This is a genomic window from Ruminococcus sp. D54t1_190329_F1 (assembly GCF_015551645.1).
GTDB lineage: Bacteria > Bacillota > Clostridia > Lachnospirales > Lachnospiraceae > Blautia_A > Blautia_A faecis.
Map to the genome: position 1 here is coordinate 104,234 of NZ_JADNDC010000004.1, position 16,214 is coordinate 120,447.

The following is a 16,214-nucleotide window of genomic DNA, read 5'->3' on the forward strand; positions in this document are numbered from 1 at the left end:
CAGGCCGTCCTTTAGCTTAACCCTTCACAGCTCCTGCAGTAAGTCCTGCCATCAGCTGCCGGGATGCAAAGATATAGAAAACCGCAATCGGCAAAAGACAGATAATACACGCTGCAAACAGGTTATTAATAGTAAAGCCGGAACTGGAAGTTGTCTGTGCAAACCGAAGCGGCACAACAGAAAGCGGCTGTTTCGAAGTATCATTAACGAAAATGATCGCCATCTGAAGTTCATTCCATGCAGATAAAAAGGTCTGGATCAGTACAAAAACAAGACCTGGTTTTGCAATTGGAAGCATGATCTGTATAAATGTAGTCCATTTATTTGCACCATCGATTTTCGCTGCATCGATCAGTTCATCCGGCAATGCATTGTAGTAGTTGGTCAGAACCATAAGATTAAAGCAGGCACTTGCCGTAGCATATGGAAATACCAATGACCATCCGGTATTGTTCAGATGAAGTCCCCTTACGATCTGATAAAGCGGAAAGATTAATGCAGATGTAGGGATCATCATACCTGTAAGAATCAGATAATAAACAGCCTGCTTATGTGGAAATTCCAGTTTGGAAAATGCGTATGCTGCCATGGAAACTACAATTGAGACAACAATAAGCGTTCCTCCTACCACAATAATACTTGTAATAATATTAGGAAGCAAGTTGAAATACTCAAATACTTTTGTATAGTTTCCAAGTCCATTAACTGCCAGGGACTTTTCTACCATCAAATACAGTGGAAAGACTAAGATAACCAGCAGAATCACACAGATAACCTGAGTAACTATTTTATAAGATAGTGAATTTTTCATCGGCTAGTTCATCTCCTTCCTGTCTTTTTTATAATAGATTTTCAACTGAATAACGGTCAGCACCATAGCAATCAAAAACATAAATACAACAATGGTGGAAGCCTGTCCCTGTTGAAACGTACTAAATGATTTCGTATATATATATGTAGAAAAAGTCTCAGTAGCATGTGCCGGTCCACCATCAGTCAATACATAAGAAAGATCGAAAAACTTCAGCGCACCCAGAATGTCCAAAATAATCAGGGTAATGTGAGTACCGCGAAGAAGTGGGAAAGTTATGTAAATAAACTGTTTAAAGCTGCCTGCACCATCAATAGTCGCTGACTCATAAAGATCCTGTGGAATGTTCAGCATGTTGGTGTAATACATCAACATACTATAACCGGTCCACTGCCAGATATTTACGAACAAAAGACATGCAAGTGCGGTCTTCGGTGTTGCAAGCCATTGCTGACAGAGAAAATCCAGATGAAGTGCCCGCAGGATCACATTCAGGTAACCACGGTTTGTTTCGAAAATTTTCGAAAATACAGTACCAACAATTGTGGAGGTACAGATTGCCGGAAGATAAAAAAGGATTTTATAGAACCCGGAAAACTTTATCTTTCTGATGAAAAAGGATGCCAGCATAAGTCCAAGTGCTGACTGAACAACCGTAGTGGTTATTGCAATAATGACAAAATTTCGAAATGTTTTCTGCATTACAGGATCAGCCCAGAGCTTTTTGTAGTTTGCGAAACCTACGAAAACTTTTTCTACGCTGATTCCATTCCAGTCATAGAAGCTGATGACAATGTTATAAATAATAGGATAAGCAAAAAAAACAAGAAACAATGCCAAAAGGGGAAGTACAAACAGAAAGCTGGTAAAGCAATCTTTCCTTTTTCGAGCTGAGGCCATGATTTTCCTCCTTTTTTATAAAAGGCTGCCCAAAGTGAGGGCAGCCTTTTTATACTTAATAAAATTTATCTTTCCTGTGCCTGGGAAGCTGCTTCAATCGTCTCTGCTGCCTCTTCTGGTGTAACATCTCCCAGAGCAAGTTCTGTAAGCTCATTGCTGATTGTCTCTTTCAGCTCTGCATAAGCCATTTCTCTGTATCCGCCTACATTATTTTTACCCTGCTCTACACAGTATTCAAGATTTTCAGTACCATTCTCGTTCAGACCTTCTACATTAAGCTCCATGTCGTTACGTGCCGGCATGTACTGTAACTGTCCGTTTACAAGAGTATCTGCGCCTTCATGAATCATCCAGTCAACAAATGTCCATGCAGCATCTTTAACCTTGGACTGATTGTTGATTGCCAGAGATACATCAACAGCTTCTTCCACTGGTGCAATCTTTCCATCGTTATTCCAATCCATTAAGAATATCTTATGGTTTGCACCTTCACTGTTATAAACTTCCTGGCTCTGCTCATCACTATCCATGTAAGCGCCAAGTGCCCAGGAACCATTGAGAATCATAGGAATGGAACCTTCCTTCTGGTACATATCAGTGGAATCTGTATACATTCCTACGCCAAGTGCTCCATCCTGGAAAACACTGTCTGTAAAGCAGTTCTGCCAGATCTGGAAGGACTGAACCAGGTCCTCATCTGTAAATGGAGTCTCGCCTTCAATTGCGGAATACAGCTTCTCAGTATTAATATCAGCTGCAATATTCATCCAGGTATCAATGTTGATCCAGGAATCTTTTGCTCCAATTACCAGAGGATATTCACCATTGTCACGGAATGTCTGGCATACTTCTTTCAGTTCATCATAGTTGGTCGGAAGCTCCAGATTATATTTATCAAAGTAAGACATGTTTGCCCATACATATCCGGCATAGCTGAGTCCCAGAGGAACTGCGTAATATTCGCCGTCATCACCCTGAAGAAGGGACATTGCATATTCATTGAAATTAGAGGTCCAGTCATCACCGTATTTCTCAGCCATATATGGGGTCAGATCTTCTTCGAAGTCACGGAATTCTTTATACATTGCTCCGGTCTGAACTCCATAAACATCTGCAGCATCTCCTGCTGAAAGATCAACTTTCAGCTTCTCTACATGATCTGTATACGGCATAAAAGTATAATCAATCTGAATGTCCGGATGCTCCTCTTCGAATTTCTCCAGCATTGCATGTGTATATTCCTCATCCCCTGGGTTCCAGGTCTGGAATTTTACAACTGTTTTCTCTCCGCCGTCGCCCTCTGCGAAGACCATCTGTGCCGGTACAAGTGAGGCCATAACGCCTGCCATTAAGATGCATACCATTTTCTTTTTCATGTTTTAATTCTCCTTTCATTTAAGAATCACGTTTGTTTTATTTGACTATAATTTACCATTTGCACGAGTAATCTGATAGTCATTTTTGTTATAAAAATGTGTCAAAAAATTAGTTTTTTGTAAAAAATAGTTTCACAAGCTCCATTCTCTTTTTCTTGATTTTGTGATATTATAAAACAGCCGCATAAAACAAGTCCCTAACTCTATCTTCAAAAAAATAGTGCGCATAACTCATCACTGAAGTAACGAGAATGCGACGCACAGTTATTCAAAGTTTTAATTCATGAATTTTCAGTTGACGCCCTATAAAATAGGGTGTAGTATGGTAATATAACTGATAGAAAGGTGGATACTAATGACAAGAACTTTTATTGAAGTTCCCCTTTTTACCAAACGCTGGAAAGAAATTGGTCTTAATGATAATGATTTGCGTTCTTTGCAAATCATGTTATTAAAGGATCCAGAATCCGGTCCTGTTATGGAAGGAACTGGTGGAATCCGTAAAGTTTGTTTTCCTCTTGAAAATAAAGGGAAAAGCGGAAGTGTACGTGTCTGTTATACAGATTTTGCAGAATATGAAATGCTTTATCTGATTACAGCGTTTGAAAAAAAGGAGCAGGAAAATCTTTCTACAGAAGAGAAAAATGTGCTTAGAAAATTGGTAAAATCTTAAAAAAATGAGGCTGCCAAGAACAGGAGTTGATCTTTATGAGTACATTATTTGATGATTTAAAGCAAGGCTTGCAAGAAGCAATTGCATATGAAAAAGGTCAAGGCACTGCACGTATTAAGACTTATACGATTGCACCTGTAAAGGAATATTCCAGTGCAGAAATCCGAGACATCAGGATGAAAGCAGGAATGACGCAAAGTGTTTTTGCTGCATATATGGGCGTATCCAAAAAAACAGTTGAGGCCTGGGAAGGAGGACGGACTCATCCTTCCGGTCCAGCGTTCCGCTTATTGGAAATGTTAGCTTCCGATGAGCTGGAGGAAACCAATTATGTAGTGGCAAAATAACAGCTTCCATTAAAGGGTCTGGTTCTCACCAGACCCTCAAGAGCTTTGATTATCCACTGGACAGAAAAATGTAGGCGGTGCCACCTTTCGGTGAACACCAGCCTACATTTTTCTGAGGTTTTTTCAAAATTTTATAGCAATTTCTATCTTCAGCTTAATTTATTAACCGCTTCTGCCAGTTTCAGATACTCCTGGTAATGTTTCTTATACCAGTCTTTCTTCTCAGAATCCGGTTTGCAAATCTTAATACATTTCGCTGCCATATGCTCTGCTGCCACTTCCAATGTCTCGTAAATTCCAGCTCCCACAGCGGCATACATAGCGGCTCCCTGTGCACATGTCTGGTCACTGTCCAGAATGTGTATCTCACGTCCGCTTAAGTCAGACAACATCTGCATAACATAAGGTGATTTCTTGGAAATTCCACCTACCGCGATCACCTTTTCAATATCAATTTCCTGTTTCTCGAAACCTTCAATCAGACGGTACAGACCACATACGGCTCCAAACACAAGACTGCGGTAGAGATACGGCGCATCCATTCCCAGCGATAATCCGGAAATGGCAGATCTCTGGAAATCGTCTGTATTTGGATAACGGCGCCCATTAAACCAGTCCAGTGCAATTGGGAATGGCTCTTCCGGAAGTTCTTCCGCCTTCTTCTGCAGCATAATCAAAATCCGATCTTCGACTTTTTTGTATAGTTCATCTGAAATACCAGAATTCTCATCAGCTGCAAGTTCTGCCAGCGGCCACTCCAACAGCCTCTTAAACCATGCAAATATATCTCCAAAAGCCGCCTGTCCGGTCTCCACGCCTACGTATCCAGGCAAAATGGAATTCTCAGCCTGTCCACAGTACGCCTGAATATCTTTTCCCTTCAGGTTCTCCGGCTTCTCCACGAACATATCCACACAAGAAGTTCCCATCGTACATACAAAAGTCTTCTTCTGAATACCAGCACCCACAGCGCCTGCATGAGCATCAAAAGAGCTTCCTGAAATCACAGTACTCTCTTTTAATCCCAGTTTCTTAGCCCATTCCGGACAAAGAGTTCCAACCTTCACAGTAGACGGCTGCGGTGCATTTCCATACCGCTCGCGAACCTGTACCAGATACGGATCTAGCTGTTCCAGAACAGAAGCTGCCGGCAGACCGTTCCACTCGCTGTGCCACAAAGCCTTATGACCAGCTGCACACGCACTGTGGTAAATTTTCTCCGGTCTTGTTTCCCCGCAAAGAATACCAGTCATCCAGTCACAATGCTCCTCCCAGGTATAAGCTGCCTGGCGGATTGCTTCATCATGTCTCACTGCATAAAGGATTTTTGCCCAGTACCATTCCGCACTGTAATCTCCCTGGTATTTGGTATAGTCATTCTCACTGTTGTTTCTGAATAACTTGTTTATCTCGTCCGCCTCAGCAGCTGCAGCGTGATCCTTCCAGAGGAAAAACATGGCGTTTTCATTCTCTGCAAACTCATCAAGCAGCGCCAGCGGAGTTCCATTTTTATCTACCGGAACCGGAGTGGAACCAGTAGTGTCCACTCCAATTCCAATCACATGATCTTTCTGCTCTTCGGTAAGCTCTGCCAGTGCTGTCGTAATGCATTTTTCCAAAGATTCCAGATAATCTAATGGATGCTGGCGGAAAATGCTGTGCTCCGGATGCTGATAGAGTCCAGCTTTCCAACGTGGATAACAGGCAACACCCTGTCCAACATTTTCCCCAGTCTCTGTATTTACAATAAGCACACGAACAGAATCACTTCCGAAGTCAACTCCAATTACATAACTTTCTGCCATTTGCTTAACCGTTTCTTTCCTGTAATTATTTTCTGGAAATTGCTTTCTTTGCTTTCTCAGCAATATTCTCAGGGGTTAATCCGTAATGTTTCAGCAGTTCTGCCGGAGAAGCGGAATGTCCAAATGTATCCTGAACTCCAACAAACTCAGTCGGAATACTCTTGTTCTGAACCAGAACTTCTGCAACAGCTGCTCCAAGTCCGCCGATCACATTGTGCTCTTCTGCTGTAACAATTGCACCGGTCTCTTCTGCTGCTTTGAGAATGATATCACGGTCAATCGGTTTAATTGTATGCATATCAATAACTCTTGCACTGATTCCCTCAGCCTCCAGAAGTTTCTGTGCTTTCAGAGCTTCCTGAACCATAAGGCCACATGCAATGATTGTAACGTCTTTACCATCTTTCAGCTGTACGCCTTTGCCAATCTCGAATGAGTAATTCTCAATTGTATCAGTTACACACTCAACTGCCGGACGCCCTGTACGGAAATAGCATGGTCCCTGGAAATCAAGCATAGCCTTTGTTGCAAGACGAGTCTCATTTGCGTCACATGGAACAATTACAGTCATTCCCGGAATTGTACGCATAAGGCTGATGTCCTCAAGAGCCTGATGGGTTGCACCATCCTCACCAACTGTAAGGCCAGCGTGGCTTCCTACTACCTTTACATTTAATCCTGGATAGCAGACATTGTTTCTTACCTGGTCATAAACACGGCCTGCTGCAAAAATAGCGAATGTATGTACCAGAGCAGTTGCTCCACATGTTGCAAAACCAGCTGCAACATCTACCATGTTTGCCTCAGCAATACCGATGTTGTAAAAACGTTCCGGATATTTCTCTGAAAAATAAAGTGTCATGGTGCATTTCTTTAAGTCTGCGTCAAATACATAGATGTTCTCATCTGCACCAAATTCAGCTAATGCACGTCCATATGCTACTCTTGTTGAAATATTCTCTCCCATTTTATCAGTCCTCCAGTTCCGCAAGTCTAGCATCCAATTCAGCAAAACATGCCGGCCACTGTTCCGGTTTTGGCTGTCCGCCGTGGAAGTCAACATTATTTTCAAATAAGGAAACGCCTTTGCCTTTAATAGTATGTGCTACGATTGCAGTAGGTTTTCCGGTTACTACAGAAGCAAGCTCTACAGCGTCTGCGATCTGCTCTACATCATGTCCGTCGATTTCGATCACATTCCAGCCAAATGCTTTGAATTTGTCACCGATCGGGTATGGAGACATAACTTCTTCCAGAGAGCCATCCAGCTGAAGATTGTTATTATCTACAAATGCGATCAGATTATCAGCTTTATAGAAGCCTGCACACATAGCAGCTTCCCAAACCTGGCCTTCCTGAATTTCACCATCTCCCATGATACAGAATACACGGTTTCCAGTCTTATTTGCTTTTGCATACATAGCCATTCCAAGAGCCGTGGAAAGTCCCTGTCCAAGAGAACCCGCAGACATATCAACACCTGGCACATGAATCTCTACATGTCCGGAAAGATCACTGTCCAGTTTACGGAATGTAGAAAGATGTTCTACCGGGAAAAATCCCTTGAGAGCTAATGTTGCATACATTGCCGGTGAGCAGTGTCCTTTGGAAAGAACAAGTCTGTCACGGTCTGGCTTGTCCGGGTTTGCCGGATCTACATTCATTTTGTCGAAATACAGTACTGACATAATATCACAGATGGAGAAAGATCCTCCAATATGTCCGGAACCTGCAGTCTGGATTGTCTGCAAAGCTGTTTTACGAATTTTTGCAGCCCATAACTCCAACTCTTTTTTCTTCTTGCTGTCCATTTGTTTAGTCTCCTTTTTGAATTTATATGATTATTTTGCTGCGTTCTGTTTTTTCTGTTTCACCATATCAACATAAACTGCTGCGATGATGATAATTCCCTTTAATACAAACTGCCAATAAGAGTTGACATGCATTAAGTTTAATCCATTTGAAATAAGTCCGATGATCAGAACACCGATCAGAAGTCCACCTACAGAACCTGTACCACCGAAGAAAGAGGTTCCACCAAGTACCGCTGCTGCAATCGCATCTGTCTCATAACCTTCGCCTGTGGATGGCTGTCCGGAAGCAAGACGGGAAGCAAGAACTACACCGCAGAAGCCAGCAAGCGCACCACTGATTGTCCATACAAGAATTTTAATCTTCTTTACATTAATACCGGAGAAACGAGCGGATACTTCGTTTCCACCAACTGCATAGATATGACGTCCTGTCTGGGTTTTATTAAGGAAGAAATAGTCCAGGATCAGGAAAATGATCATATATACAACTGGAAGCGGAACTGGTCCAAGAGAACCCTGTCCGATTTTTGCGAAACCATCGTTACCATAAGCTGTTACAGGAGATCCGTTTGCTACCAGATAAGCAGTACCACGACAGAGGGACTGCATTGCCAGTGTTACAACGAATGGATGGATTCCTGTGTAAGCAACAATTACACCATTCAGTAAACCGATTACAACACCAATCAGAATACCCATAAGAACAGCAAGCTGTACCGGGAATCCCCACCACTGGAAAGCTGCAACGGTCATAACACCACTCAACGCTGCAAGTGCACCACCGGTCAGGTCAATACCAGCAAGGATGATTGCCATCTGAACACCGATTGCAAGGAAGCAGTTTGTTGCACATGTTCTTAACAGGTTAAGAATGTTTTTCTGTGTCAAAAAGTTATTTCCAAAGATGGAAAAGATTACGCAAAGAATTGCTAAGCCTAATAAGATTCCCCAGTTCTGGGAAAAATAGTTTTTTACAGCCCGGCCTACGTAGCTCTGTGATTTTTTATTATTCATTGTTGGATACCCCCATAGCGTACTTCAAAATCCGTTCCTGATCATACTCATCGTGACTTAACTCACCCATGATGTGACCTTCTCTCATGATCATCATTCGGTCACTCATGTTCATTACTTCAGGCATCTCTGAAGAAATCAGAATGATTGCCAGTCCCTGTTTCGCCAGGTTGTTGATGATGGTATAAATCTCTGCTTTTGCACCGACATCAATTCCTCGAGTCGGCTCATCCAGGATCAGAATCTTCGGATCAGTAGCCAGCCATTTCGCCAGCAGTACTTTCTGCTGATTTCCACCAGAAAGAGTAGAACAGTTTACAAGAGATGAAGGAGTCTTAATGTGAAGTTTCTCGATTCCGTCCTCTGTGATCTCATCTTCTTTTCGGGTATTTACTACCAGATTCTTAATGAAACGATCCAGTACAGCAAGTGTAGTATTGAACTTGATGGTATTGTTTAACAAAAGACCTTCTGTCTTTCTACTCTCTGGAACAAGGGCAATACCATGTTTCTGCATGTACGCCGGATCATGTTTCTTTGTTTTTTCTCCGTTCAGATAAATCTCTCCGGAATCCATAGGATCAAGTCCCATGATTGCTTTCATAAGCTCAGATCTTCCGGCCCCTACCAGTCCGTAGAAACCAAGTATCTCTCCGCTTCTTACCTGGAAGCTGCAGTCGATTGCTCTTTTTCCTGCATTAATGTTCTTAACTTCCATCATGATGTCGCCTGGTTTATTATAAGTACGAACATAGTAGTTACCCAGGTCCCGACCTACCATCAGGGAAATCAGCTCACTCTCTGAACATTCAGCTGACTGACGTTCTCCCATAAATTCTCCATCTCGCATAATGGTAACTGCATCACAAAGCTGGAATACCTCTGCCATCTTATGTGTGATGAAGATAATGCCCATTCCCTGTTTCTTAAGGTCTCGTACTGTATCAAACAACACATCTACCTCTTTTTCAGAAAGAGAAGATGTCGGTTCATCCAAAATTAAAATCTTCGCATTCAGTGAAAATGATTTTGCAATTTCCACCATCTGCTGCTGTCCAATAGAAAGTCTTCCTACAAATTCATTTGGGTCTACATCAAGACCAACTCTCTCAAGAAATGGTCTTGCGGCTTCTGCCATTTTATCTTTACTTACCATACCAAAAGAGTTCTTCATCTCTCTTCCAAGAAAGATGTTCTCTGCAATTGTAAGATATGGCTCCAGCGCAAGTTCCTGATGGATAAATGCAACTCCCAGAGCCTGAGATTCATGAATTGAATGGATTGCTACTTTTTTTCCTTCAATATAAATGTCTCCTGAATCAGCCGGAAAAACACCGCCCAGAACATTCATCAGTGTGGATTTACCGGCTCCGTTCTCACCCATAAATCCCATAACCTCTCCGGCGTGAACTGTGATTGCTGCATTATTCAACGCTTTAACACCGGGGAAAGTTTTTACTATGTTTTCCATACGTAAAAGTTCTTTTTGCATATTTGTGCTCCTCTGAAAAACTGCCAGAGATTTCACTCTCTGGCAGCCAGTTTTCATTCCTGTCTTCCGATATTTCGAGACAATAACGGATTATGGATTACTGCCAATCTGTTACATCGAAATCAGCAATATTGTCTTTGTTGATCAGAACTACGTCTACAGTCTGGTCATGCTCTACTTCTTTACCTTCCAGAGTATCGATTGCTGCGTCAAGAGCTTTCTGTCCGATTACAGATGGCTGCTGAGCTGCAGAAGCTGTAGCAGAACCGTCAGCAACATATCCCATGAAGTCCGGGTTACCATCAACACCATAGATCAGGATGTCATCTTTGCCTGCTGCCTGAGCGGCCTGTACACATCCAAGAGCGCCCATATCATTGATGCAGAAGAATGCTGCAAGGTCATCATCAGCTGTTAAAACATCTTCTGCTGCTGTCATTGTCTTAGCTGTGTCACCTTCTGTATCTGTTGTAGATACGATTTCGAAGTAATCACCAACTGTATCAAGGAAGCCCTGCTCACGCTGTACACAAGCTGTTCCGGATGGCTGATCCATAACTGCGATCTTGGAACCCTCGTCCAGTTTGCTCATCATATCTTTTGCACACTCAACACCTGCTTTGTAGTTATCGGAAGCGATAATACTAACAACTTTGTCGGATGCATCAACTGCTGTGTCTACGTTGATAACCGGGATTCCAGCATCTTCGCAAGCCTGAAGAGCCTCTGTTACTGCTGTACAATCCATAGGAGCAAGGATGATCGCATCAACTTCCTGAGCGATTAAGTCGTTTACGTAGTTGTTCATGGTTGCCTGATCGCTGTTTGCATCAACTGTTACAAGCTGGGAATCAACGTCCATTCCTTTTGCTTCCATCTCTTCTTTGATACCGCCAAGCATTGCGGTCCAGAATGGGTTGTTCATTGTGGTCGGTACATATGCGATTGTGTAGTCGTTTCCAGCTGCATCATCAGATGCATCGTCTGCAAATACAGTTGCGCTTCCCATTGTTGTCATTGCCATTGCCAGTACCATTGCTAATGCGAGATTTCTTTTTTTCATTTCGATTCTTCTCCTTTTTTTACGTTTCTGCTCATTTATTTTATCTTCTGATTATAACTTTTCGAAAAGATGTTCATGGACTCCGGATTCCATTAGCAGGTTCCCATATTTTGTTATAATCAGATGATCAGTACATGTTTCACTGCCCGATTTCAGGCTGGTTTCCACCGCGCATCCTTAGCGCTTCGGATCAGATCAAATATATTATCTCTTCTGCAGAGATTATCAAATGTATAGTAAAATCCACCCAACAGGAAAGATTCCTGACTGATTTTTGAATATCTTATAGAAGCATTTTCTTCCACAAATGCAGGTACAAAATTTCGAATAGCCTCCCGGATTTTGTTTACAAAATCTTTTGTATCCGGATAATCAGGTCCAATAATGATGCAATCTGGATTGATCAGATAGATAATATTGGCAATTCCATATCCCAGCATCCAGGCTACTTTATGTACTGCCCATGTGGCCAGCGCATCCCCTTTCCGGTATGCATCAAATACATCCAGATATGTACTTTTCTCATTTAAAATAGTGTCTGGAAATTCGAATAACCTTTCTTTCACATATCGCGCCGCGCTTTCTGAACCTGCACAATATTCAAAGGTTCCTTTATTTCCCCTTGCCTGGTTATAATTGATTCCCATGTAACCACCTTCACCGGCAAGCCCCAAATGACCATTCATAATATTCCCATTTACAACACATCCAGTACCAATACCAAATCCTCTGGATCGTACCACTACCAGACTTCCCCGCTCCTGACCTTTGATTTCCTCTGCACATCTCCATTCTGCGTAAGCGGAAAGTTTGGCGTCATGCTTGATCATAACCTTTCTGCCAAGTGCTTTTTCAAGTTCAGCTTTCACATTGATCTGGCTCAGCTCTTCGAATTCGGAAACCATGAAGATTTCTTCGTTCTTCTCCGGTCTGTTGATAAACAGTCCAGGCACTGCCAGACAAATTCCTAGGATACGGTTATTTCCATATTCATTTGCCATTTTCACCGCATCGGCTTTCAGGTTTTCAACAATTTCCCGGAAGCCATTCTCTTTTTGAAAATTGCAGCAGCTGTGTTTGATCATATTGCCGCTAAGATCAAAAATCGCCAACTGGTAATCCTTACGGGTAATTCCTATGGACATTGTATAAATGTCATCCAGTTTCAAATTAAGCTTCTCACCTCTTCGTCCAGCGGCAGTCTCACCATTTACTTCAACAATCCCCATTTCAAAAAACTCATTGATAATGTTGGTGATCGTTGCTTTCTGCAGGTTTAACTCTACGGCTAACTCTGCTCTGGTCATCATGCCTTTCTCCTGAAGAGTTTTAAAAACAAGGATCCGATTGTTCTTCTGCATCTCCATGCTATTCATTCCACGTCTCATTGCTGTCCCTACCTTTTGTGTTTTTTTATTAAACTTAAGACTGATGTGTTCGAATCATTAACACTCTGTAATGTTCATTTCTCGTCTCCTTGTATTAATTATATTAACGCAAATCCCCCAGTAGTCAATCATTTTGTGTTAAATTAATGAACAAATTTCGTGTATTAAGTTTGTGCATGTTTTATATTTTTCCATTTTTGTCACGTAGAGTTCATTCGTTGAACATTATGCAATTATAAAGGTTCCCATTTCCGTTCATTTGGTTATAAACTTGTGTTCATAGAAAATCTTTTGTGTGTTCATCATTTGAATTCTAATCTGATTAGTTCTATTATACGGCAGAAAGAAAATATGGGCAATGAATAACAAAAATTAAAATAATCCATACCGCACAAAAGGCAATGAACCATTTCTGGTTCATTGCCTTTTATTTTACCTACACTGTAATTGCAAATAATAACAATAAAATTTATCCTCCTTCTCTTCAAAAGAAGCCATAGTGTTCCACCTCAATTTGACCTCTACAACCGTAACCCTTTAATATCCTTAATCCGTGATAAGATTGTATTGCAGCTGCAGCTGATAATGCCGGGCAGTGTATCAATGACGTTGTGCAGGAAGTGTTCCATTTCATCACTTGATGAAGCAACTGCATGTACATGCAATTTATCTCTTCCTGTGACACGATAAATCTGTGTGACTGTATCATCTTTGTATAAAATATCCGTCACCTGTGACAAATGATCTGGTTTTATTTCAATTTCAAAATAACAGGATACAGCCCCACTGATTTTTTGAGGATTTATTATTGTTGTATATTCTTCAATTATCCCTTTTTTCTCCATAGCCTGAATCCGGGCTTTTACTGCCACTCTGGAAATGCCAGTTTCTTCACCGATATCCGAGTAGGAGATACGTGCATTTTCTATAAGTAACTGGATAATCTTCTGATCCAGTTCATCTAAATTATCCAGGTACATAAGTGCCCTCCTGTAAAATAATATACGCCAGCTTTATTCGATTTCCCAACCAGCTTTACGGCACAATCTCAAGCCAGTAGCCATCTGGATCTACGATGAAATAGATTCCCATTGCTTCATTTTCGAAGCAAATGCAGCCCATCTCTTTGTGCTTCTTGTGCGCCGCCTCGTAATCCTCCGCCTGGAATGCCAGATGGAATTCGCATTCACCCAGATTATATGGCTGTGGATGATCCTTAAGCCAGGTAAGTTCCAGCTCAAAATCACTTACATCGTTACTCAGATACACGATGATAAAATCATCGGTAGTCTTTCTTCTCACCTCGTGCAGATCAAGGGCCTCATTGTAAAATTTAATAGATCGGTCCAGGTCTGACACATTGTAGTTTTCGTGAATCATCTTAAATTTCATACTTCTTCTCCTTTTGTACATTCTGTGTTTCTAATGCGAGACTTATATTGCGGATATTCGGTAATAAACCGCTTAATTACACTGGTATCATTCCAGTAATGCATTGGAAAAATGACATTGCAATCTACATTTTTAAGGAAATACAGGATCCCGTCGGCATAGTGATCTCCCTGCCGCGGATCTAAGGGAACAAATGCAGCATCAAAATGCATACCCTTAATTTTCCTGATCTCTGCACGATACGCAGAAGTAAGTCTCTGGTTGTCAGCTTTCGGCTCACCATCCCAATACCAGTCATTTAAGTCACCGGCATGATAAATGGTGCCTTCCTTTGTTTTGACAATGAATGCGACACCACTATCGTTAGACAGCAAGGTATCAACTTCAGTACCATTATCCAGATTATAAGTCTGATCATGATAAACATATGTGATCTTCAGATCCGATAAATGATTCCTTTTTCGTATATCATTCGCCAGGACTGCCTGATAAGTCATCCCCATATCCTCAAGAATCCCAAAGATTTGTGGGTTAAAATGATCCTCGTGGAAATGGCTGCAAAAGACGATTACTTCTTTTTCCTTGTCAAGGTGCGGCAATTCACCCTTGTAATAATCAAAAATATAGTAGCAGTCTCTGGTCTCAATTAAAAATCCACTGTGGTTAATGTAAGTAATTTTCATGATGCCTCCCTCATTTCCCGCGTTCTCTTTCAGCTATTTCTGACGCAACACGTTGAATGAAAAACTTTTTCCTGTAGCATGTTTGAAAAAAGCTTTCTGCAAAATACAGCCGGATACTATAGACTTGATGATCTCCTGAGCGCCACATAGGATATTAAAAAGTTCGCAAACCAACCTGCTGGTACAGCAAGCCAGACGAATTCAATACCAAAACGCGGTGCAAAAATCAAGGCAACAGACAGACGAATCGCCAGGTTTACCATGTTTGCAATAAGGAACGGACGCATGATTCCAAGACCACGAAGGACTCCATCGGTTGCCATTTTGATTCCCATAAAAATGAAGAAATAACCAAGCCATCTCATATAATCCCCGGATACCTGATAGGCCAGGGCGGTTCCGTCTTTACCAAGAAACAGCGAGGAAATTTGCGTATGTAGCGTTTCAATGACGATGAAGGCAATGGCTGCAAAGCACACATCCAATACCAATGCAGCCTGGTAGCCTTTTTTGATACGCTGGGGTTTGTTTGCGCCGAGATTCTGTGAAACATATGGCGAAACTGCATTGCCGATGGATACAAAAATCAGGGAAAAAACATTCTCCACCCGCATCGTCGCCGCATATCCCGCAAGCGCCTGTGTGCCGAAAGGATTTACAACTGCCTGCACGATCATCATACCAATAGACACTGTAGACTGCTGGAGAACTGATGGAACCGCAATCTGAAGCATGGAATGCAGCTCCCGCCAGTCAAATCGTTGAAAAGAGCTCTTATATCGTCGCATCCGATATAAGAAAATCAGAAGCGAAAACACGGCGGAAATGCCTTGTGCAATCAAGGTTGCAAGCGCCGCACCGAACACGCCGAGATCAAGACCAGCCACCATCCAAAGATCCATAAAAATATTTAAGACTGACGAGAATATCAGGAGTCCCAGTGGAATTTTTGATTCGCCTATGGAAGTAAACATCGTTGAAAGAATGTTGTACATAAACAAAAACGGAAAACCCACGAAATAGACCCGCAAATACAGCACTGCGTCATCCATTATATCTGCAGGGGTTTGTAACGCGCTCATCATCCAATGGGAAAAGCTAAAGCCAAAAATACCAAGGATTATGCTTAGGATCAAAAAGCTAAGCAAAGACGTTGACACGATGGTTTTCATTTTTCCATACTCCCTGGCACCGAAATAGCGGCTCACAAGCACACCGGCACCCACACCGGCACCCAGTGCCACACAAATGAAAACATTGGTCAGCGCTGCACATGCACCGACAGCTGCAAGTGCGGAGGAGCCCACAAACTGACCGACGATAATGGAATCAGCCATATTGTATATTTGCTGAAAAAAGCTGCCGAGAATCATCGGCATTGCAAAGACCGTCAGCGCTTTAAGAGGCGCATCTGTGATTAAATACTCATCTTTTGACATTATCATATGCCTCCACA

General features: G+C 42.0%; 16 protein-coding genes. 2 read left to right on the forward strand and 14 right to left on the reverse strand.

Annotation, left to right across the window (positions count from 1 at the left end):
• Positions 1 to 16 precede the first annotated feature (16 nt).
• The 3 genes from I2D69_RS02705 to I2D69_RS02715 all read right to left on the reverse strand — a co-directional run bounded on the left by I2D69_RS02705 (position 17) and on the right by I2D69_RS02715 (position 3,087).
• Positions 17 to 811 (reverse strand): carbohydrate ABC transporter permease, encoded by a 795-nt coding sequence (locus I2D69_RS02705; RefSeq protein WP_173717990.1) that lies wholly within the window; start codon positions 809 to 811, stop codon positions 17 to 19.
• Positions 812 to 814: 3 nt separating this feature from the next.
• Positions 815 to 1,711, reverse strand: a complete 897-nt coding sequence (locus I2D69_RS02710; protein ID WP_173717989.1) for a sugar ABC transporter permease — start codon at positions 1,709 to 1,711, stop codon at positions 815 to 817.
• A gap of 65 nt (positions 1,712 to 1,776) precedes the next feature.
• Positions 1,777 to 3,087: an ABC transporter substrate-binding protein gene (locus I2D69_RS02715; RefSeq protein WP_173717988.1), complete on the reverse strand. Its 1,311-nt coding sequence runs from the start codon at positions 3,085 to 3,087 to the stop codon at positions 1,777 to 1,779.
• A 355-nt stretch (positions 3,088 to 3,442) separates the two neighbouring features.
• Between I2D69_RS02715 and I2D69_RS02720 the strand changes: the two genes are divergently transcribed.
• Together I2D69_RS02720 and I2D69_RS02725 are read left to right on the forward strand one after the other, a co-directional pair.
• On the forward strand, positions 3,443 to 3,760 hold the full coding sequence (locus tag I2D69_RS02720; RefSeq protein ID WP_173717987.1) for an addiction module toxin RelE: 318 nt from the start codon (positions 3,443 to 3,445) through the stop codon (positions 3,758 to 3,760).
• Between the two features lie 35 nt (positions 3,761 to 3,795).
• Complete coding sequence (locus I2D69_RS02725; RefSeq protein WP_173717986.1) at positions 3,796 to 4,107, forward strand: helix-turn-helix domain-containing protein; 312 nt, start codon at positions 3,796 to 3,798, stop codon at positions 4,105 to 4,107.
• A 149-nt stretch (positions 4,108 to 4,256) separates the two neighbouring features.
• On the opposite strand, the gene I2D69_RS02730 is transcribed toward I2D69_RS02725, so the two are convergent.
• The 11 genes from I2D69_RS02730 to I2D69_RS02780 all read right to left on the reverse strand — a co-directional run bounded on the left by I2D69_RS02730 (position 4,257) and on the right by I2D69_RS02780 (position 16,197).
• Entirely contained in the window at positions 4,257 to 5,912 is a 1,656-nt protein-coding gene (locus tag I2D69_RS02730) for a ribulokinase (RefSeq protein WP_148463101.1), read from the reverse strand.
• Positions 5,913 to 5,937: 25 nt separating this feature from the next.
• A complete protein-coding gene (locus I2D69_RS02735; RefSeq protein WP_148463102.1) occupies positions 5,938 to 6,879 on the reverse strand; it encodes a transketolase family protein in 942 nt (313 codons plus the stop codon).
• A 4-nt stretch (positions 6,880 to 6,883) separates the two neighbouring features.
• A complete protein-coding gene (locus tag I2D69_RS02740) occupies positions 6,884 to 7,723 on the reverse strand; it encodes a transketolase (protein ID WP_148463103.1) in 840 nt (279 codons plus the stop codon).
• A 30-nt stretch (positions 7,724 to 7,753) separates the two neighbouring features.
• Positions 7,754 to 8,740, reverse strand: coding sequence for an ABC transporter permease (locus I2D69_RS02745; RefSeq protein ID WP_148463104.1), 987 nt, complete (start codon positions 8,738 to 8,740; stop codon positions 7,754 to 7,756).
• Entirely contained in the window at positions 8,733 to 10,232 is a 1,500-nt protein-coding gene (locus tag I2D69_RS02750) for a sugar ABC transporter ATP-binding protein (protein WP_148463105.1), read from the reverse strand. The genes I2D69_RS02745 and I2D69_RS02750 overlap by 8 nt, the downstream gene beginning before the upstream one ends.
• Before the next feature lie 97 nt (positions 10,233 to 10,329).
• Entirely contained in the window at positions 10,330 to 11,295 is a 966-nt protein-coding gene (locus tag I2D69_RS02755) for a substrate-binding domain-containing protein (RefSeq protein WP_148463106.1), read from the reverse strand.
• Between the two features lie 152 nt (positions 11,296 to 11,447).
• The gene (locus I2D69_RS02760) at positions 11,448 to 12,683 is read right to left on the reverse strand and encodes an ROK family transcriptional regulator (RefSeq protein WP_148463107.1); all 1,236 of its coding nucleotides are present in this window, start codon (positions 12,681 to 12,683) and stop codon (positions 11,448 to 11,450) included.
• A gap of 521 nt (positions 12,684 to 13,204) precedes the next feature.
• The gene (locus I2D69_RS02765) at positions 13,205 to 13,663 is read right to left on the reverse strand and encodes an Lrp/AsnC family transcriptional regulator (RefSeq protein WP_173717985.1); all 459 of its coding nucleotides are present in this window, start codon (positions 13,661 to 13,663) and stop codon (positions 13,205 to 13,207) included.
• A gap of 55 nt (positions 13,664 to 13,718) precedes the next feature.
• Positions 13,719 to 14,075 carry a VOC family protein gene (locus I2D69_RS02770; RefSeq protein WP_148463109.1) on the reverse strand — a complete coding sequence of 119 codons (357 nt, stop codon included), beginning with the start codon at positions 14,073 to 14,075 and terminating at the stop codon, positions 13,719 to 13,721.
• Positions 14,072 to 14,758 (reverse strand): MBL fold metallo-hydrolase, encoded by a 687-nt coding sequence (locus I2D69_RS02775; protein ID WP_173717984.1) that lies wholly within the window; start codon positions 14,756 to 14,758, stop codon positions 14,072 to 14,074. Before I2D69_RS02775 ends, I2D69_RS02770 begins: the two co-directional genes overlap by 4 nt.
• A gap of 116 nt (positions 14,759 to 14,874) precedes the next feature.
• Positions 14,875 to 16,197: an MATE family efflux transporter gene (locus I2D69_RS02780; RefSeq protein WP_195379359.1), complete on the reverse strand. Its 1,323-nt coding sequence runs from the start codon at positions 16,195 to 16,197 to the stop codon at positions 14,875 to 14,877.
• Positions 16,198 to 16,214 lie beyond the last annotated feature (17 nt).

Excerpts from the sequence above, each read along its gene's own strand:
- I2D69_RS02760 (WP_148463107.1), bottom strand. The coding sequence starts at position 12,683 with ATGAGACGTGGAATGAATAGCATGGAGATGCAGAAGAACAATCGGATC.
- I2D69_RS02705 (WP_173717990.1), bottom strand. The coding sequence starts at position 811 with ATGAAAAATTCACTATCTTATAAAATAGTTACTCAGGTTATCTGTGTG.
- I2D69_RS02745 (WP_148463104.1), bottom strand. The coding sequence starts at position 8,740 with ATGAATAATAAAAAATCACAGAGCTACGTAGGCCGGGCTGTAAAAAAC.
- I2D69_RS02765 (WP_173717985.1), bottom strand. The coding sequence starts at position 13,663 with ATGTACCTGGATAATTTAGATGAACTGGATCAGAAGATTATCCAGTTA.
- I2D69_RS02725 (WP_173717986.1), top strand. The coding sequence starts at position 3,796 with ATGAGTACATTATTTGATGATTTAAAGCAAGGCTTGCAAGAAGCAATT.
- I2D69_RS02775 (WP_173717984.1), bottom strand. The coding sequence starts at position 14,758 with ATGAAAATTACTTACATTAACCACAGTGGATTTTTAATTGAGACCAGA.
- I2D69_RS02720 (WP_173717987.1), top strand. The coding sequence starts at position 3,443 with ATGACAAGAACTTTTATTGAAGTTCCCCTTTTTACCAAACGCTGGAAA.
- I2D69_RS02710 (WP_173717989.1), bottom strand. The coding sequence starts at position 1,711 with ATGGCCTCAGCTCGAAAAAGGAAAGATTGCTTTACCAGCTTTCTGTTT.
- I2D69_RS02755 (WP_148463106.1), bottom strand. The coding sequence starts at position 11,295 with ATGAAAAAAAGAAATCTCGCATTAGCAATGGTACTGGCAATGGCAATG.
- I2D69_RS02740 (WP_148463103.1), bottom strand. The coding sequence starts at position 7,723 with ATGGACAGCAAGAAGAAAAAAGAGTTGGAGTTATGGGCTGCAAAAATT.
- I2D69_RS02750 (WP_148463105.1), bottom strand. The coding sequence starts at position 10,232 with ATGCAAAAAGAACTTTTACGTATGGAAAACATAGTAAAAACTTTCCCC.
- I2D69_RS02780 (WP_195379359.1), bottom strand. The coding sequence starts at position 16,197 with ATGTCAAAAGATGAGTATTTAATCACAGATGCGCCTCTTAAAGCGCTG.
- I2D69_RS02715 (WP_173717988.1), bottom strand. The coding sequence starts at position 3,087 with ATGAAAAAGAAAATGGTATGCATCTTAATGGCAGGCGTTATGGCCTCA.
- I2D69_RS02770 (WP_148463109.1), bottom strand. The coding sequence starts at position 14,075 with ATGAAATTTAAGATGATTCACGAAAACTACAATGTGTCAGACCTGGAC.
- I2D69_RS02735 (WP_148463102.1), bottom strand. The coding sequence starts at position 6,879 with ATGGGAGAGAATATTTCAACAAGAGTAGCATATGGACGTGCATTAGCT.
- I2D69_RS02730 (WP_148463101.1), bottom strand. The coding sequence starts at position 5,912 with ATGGCAGAAAGTTATGTAATTGGAGTTGACTTCGGAAGTGATTCTGTT.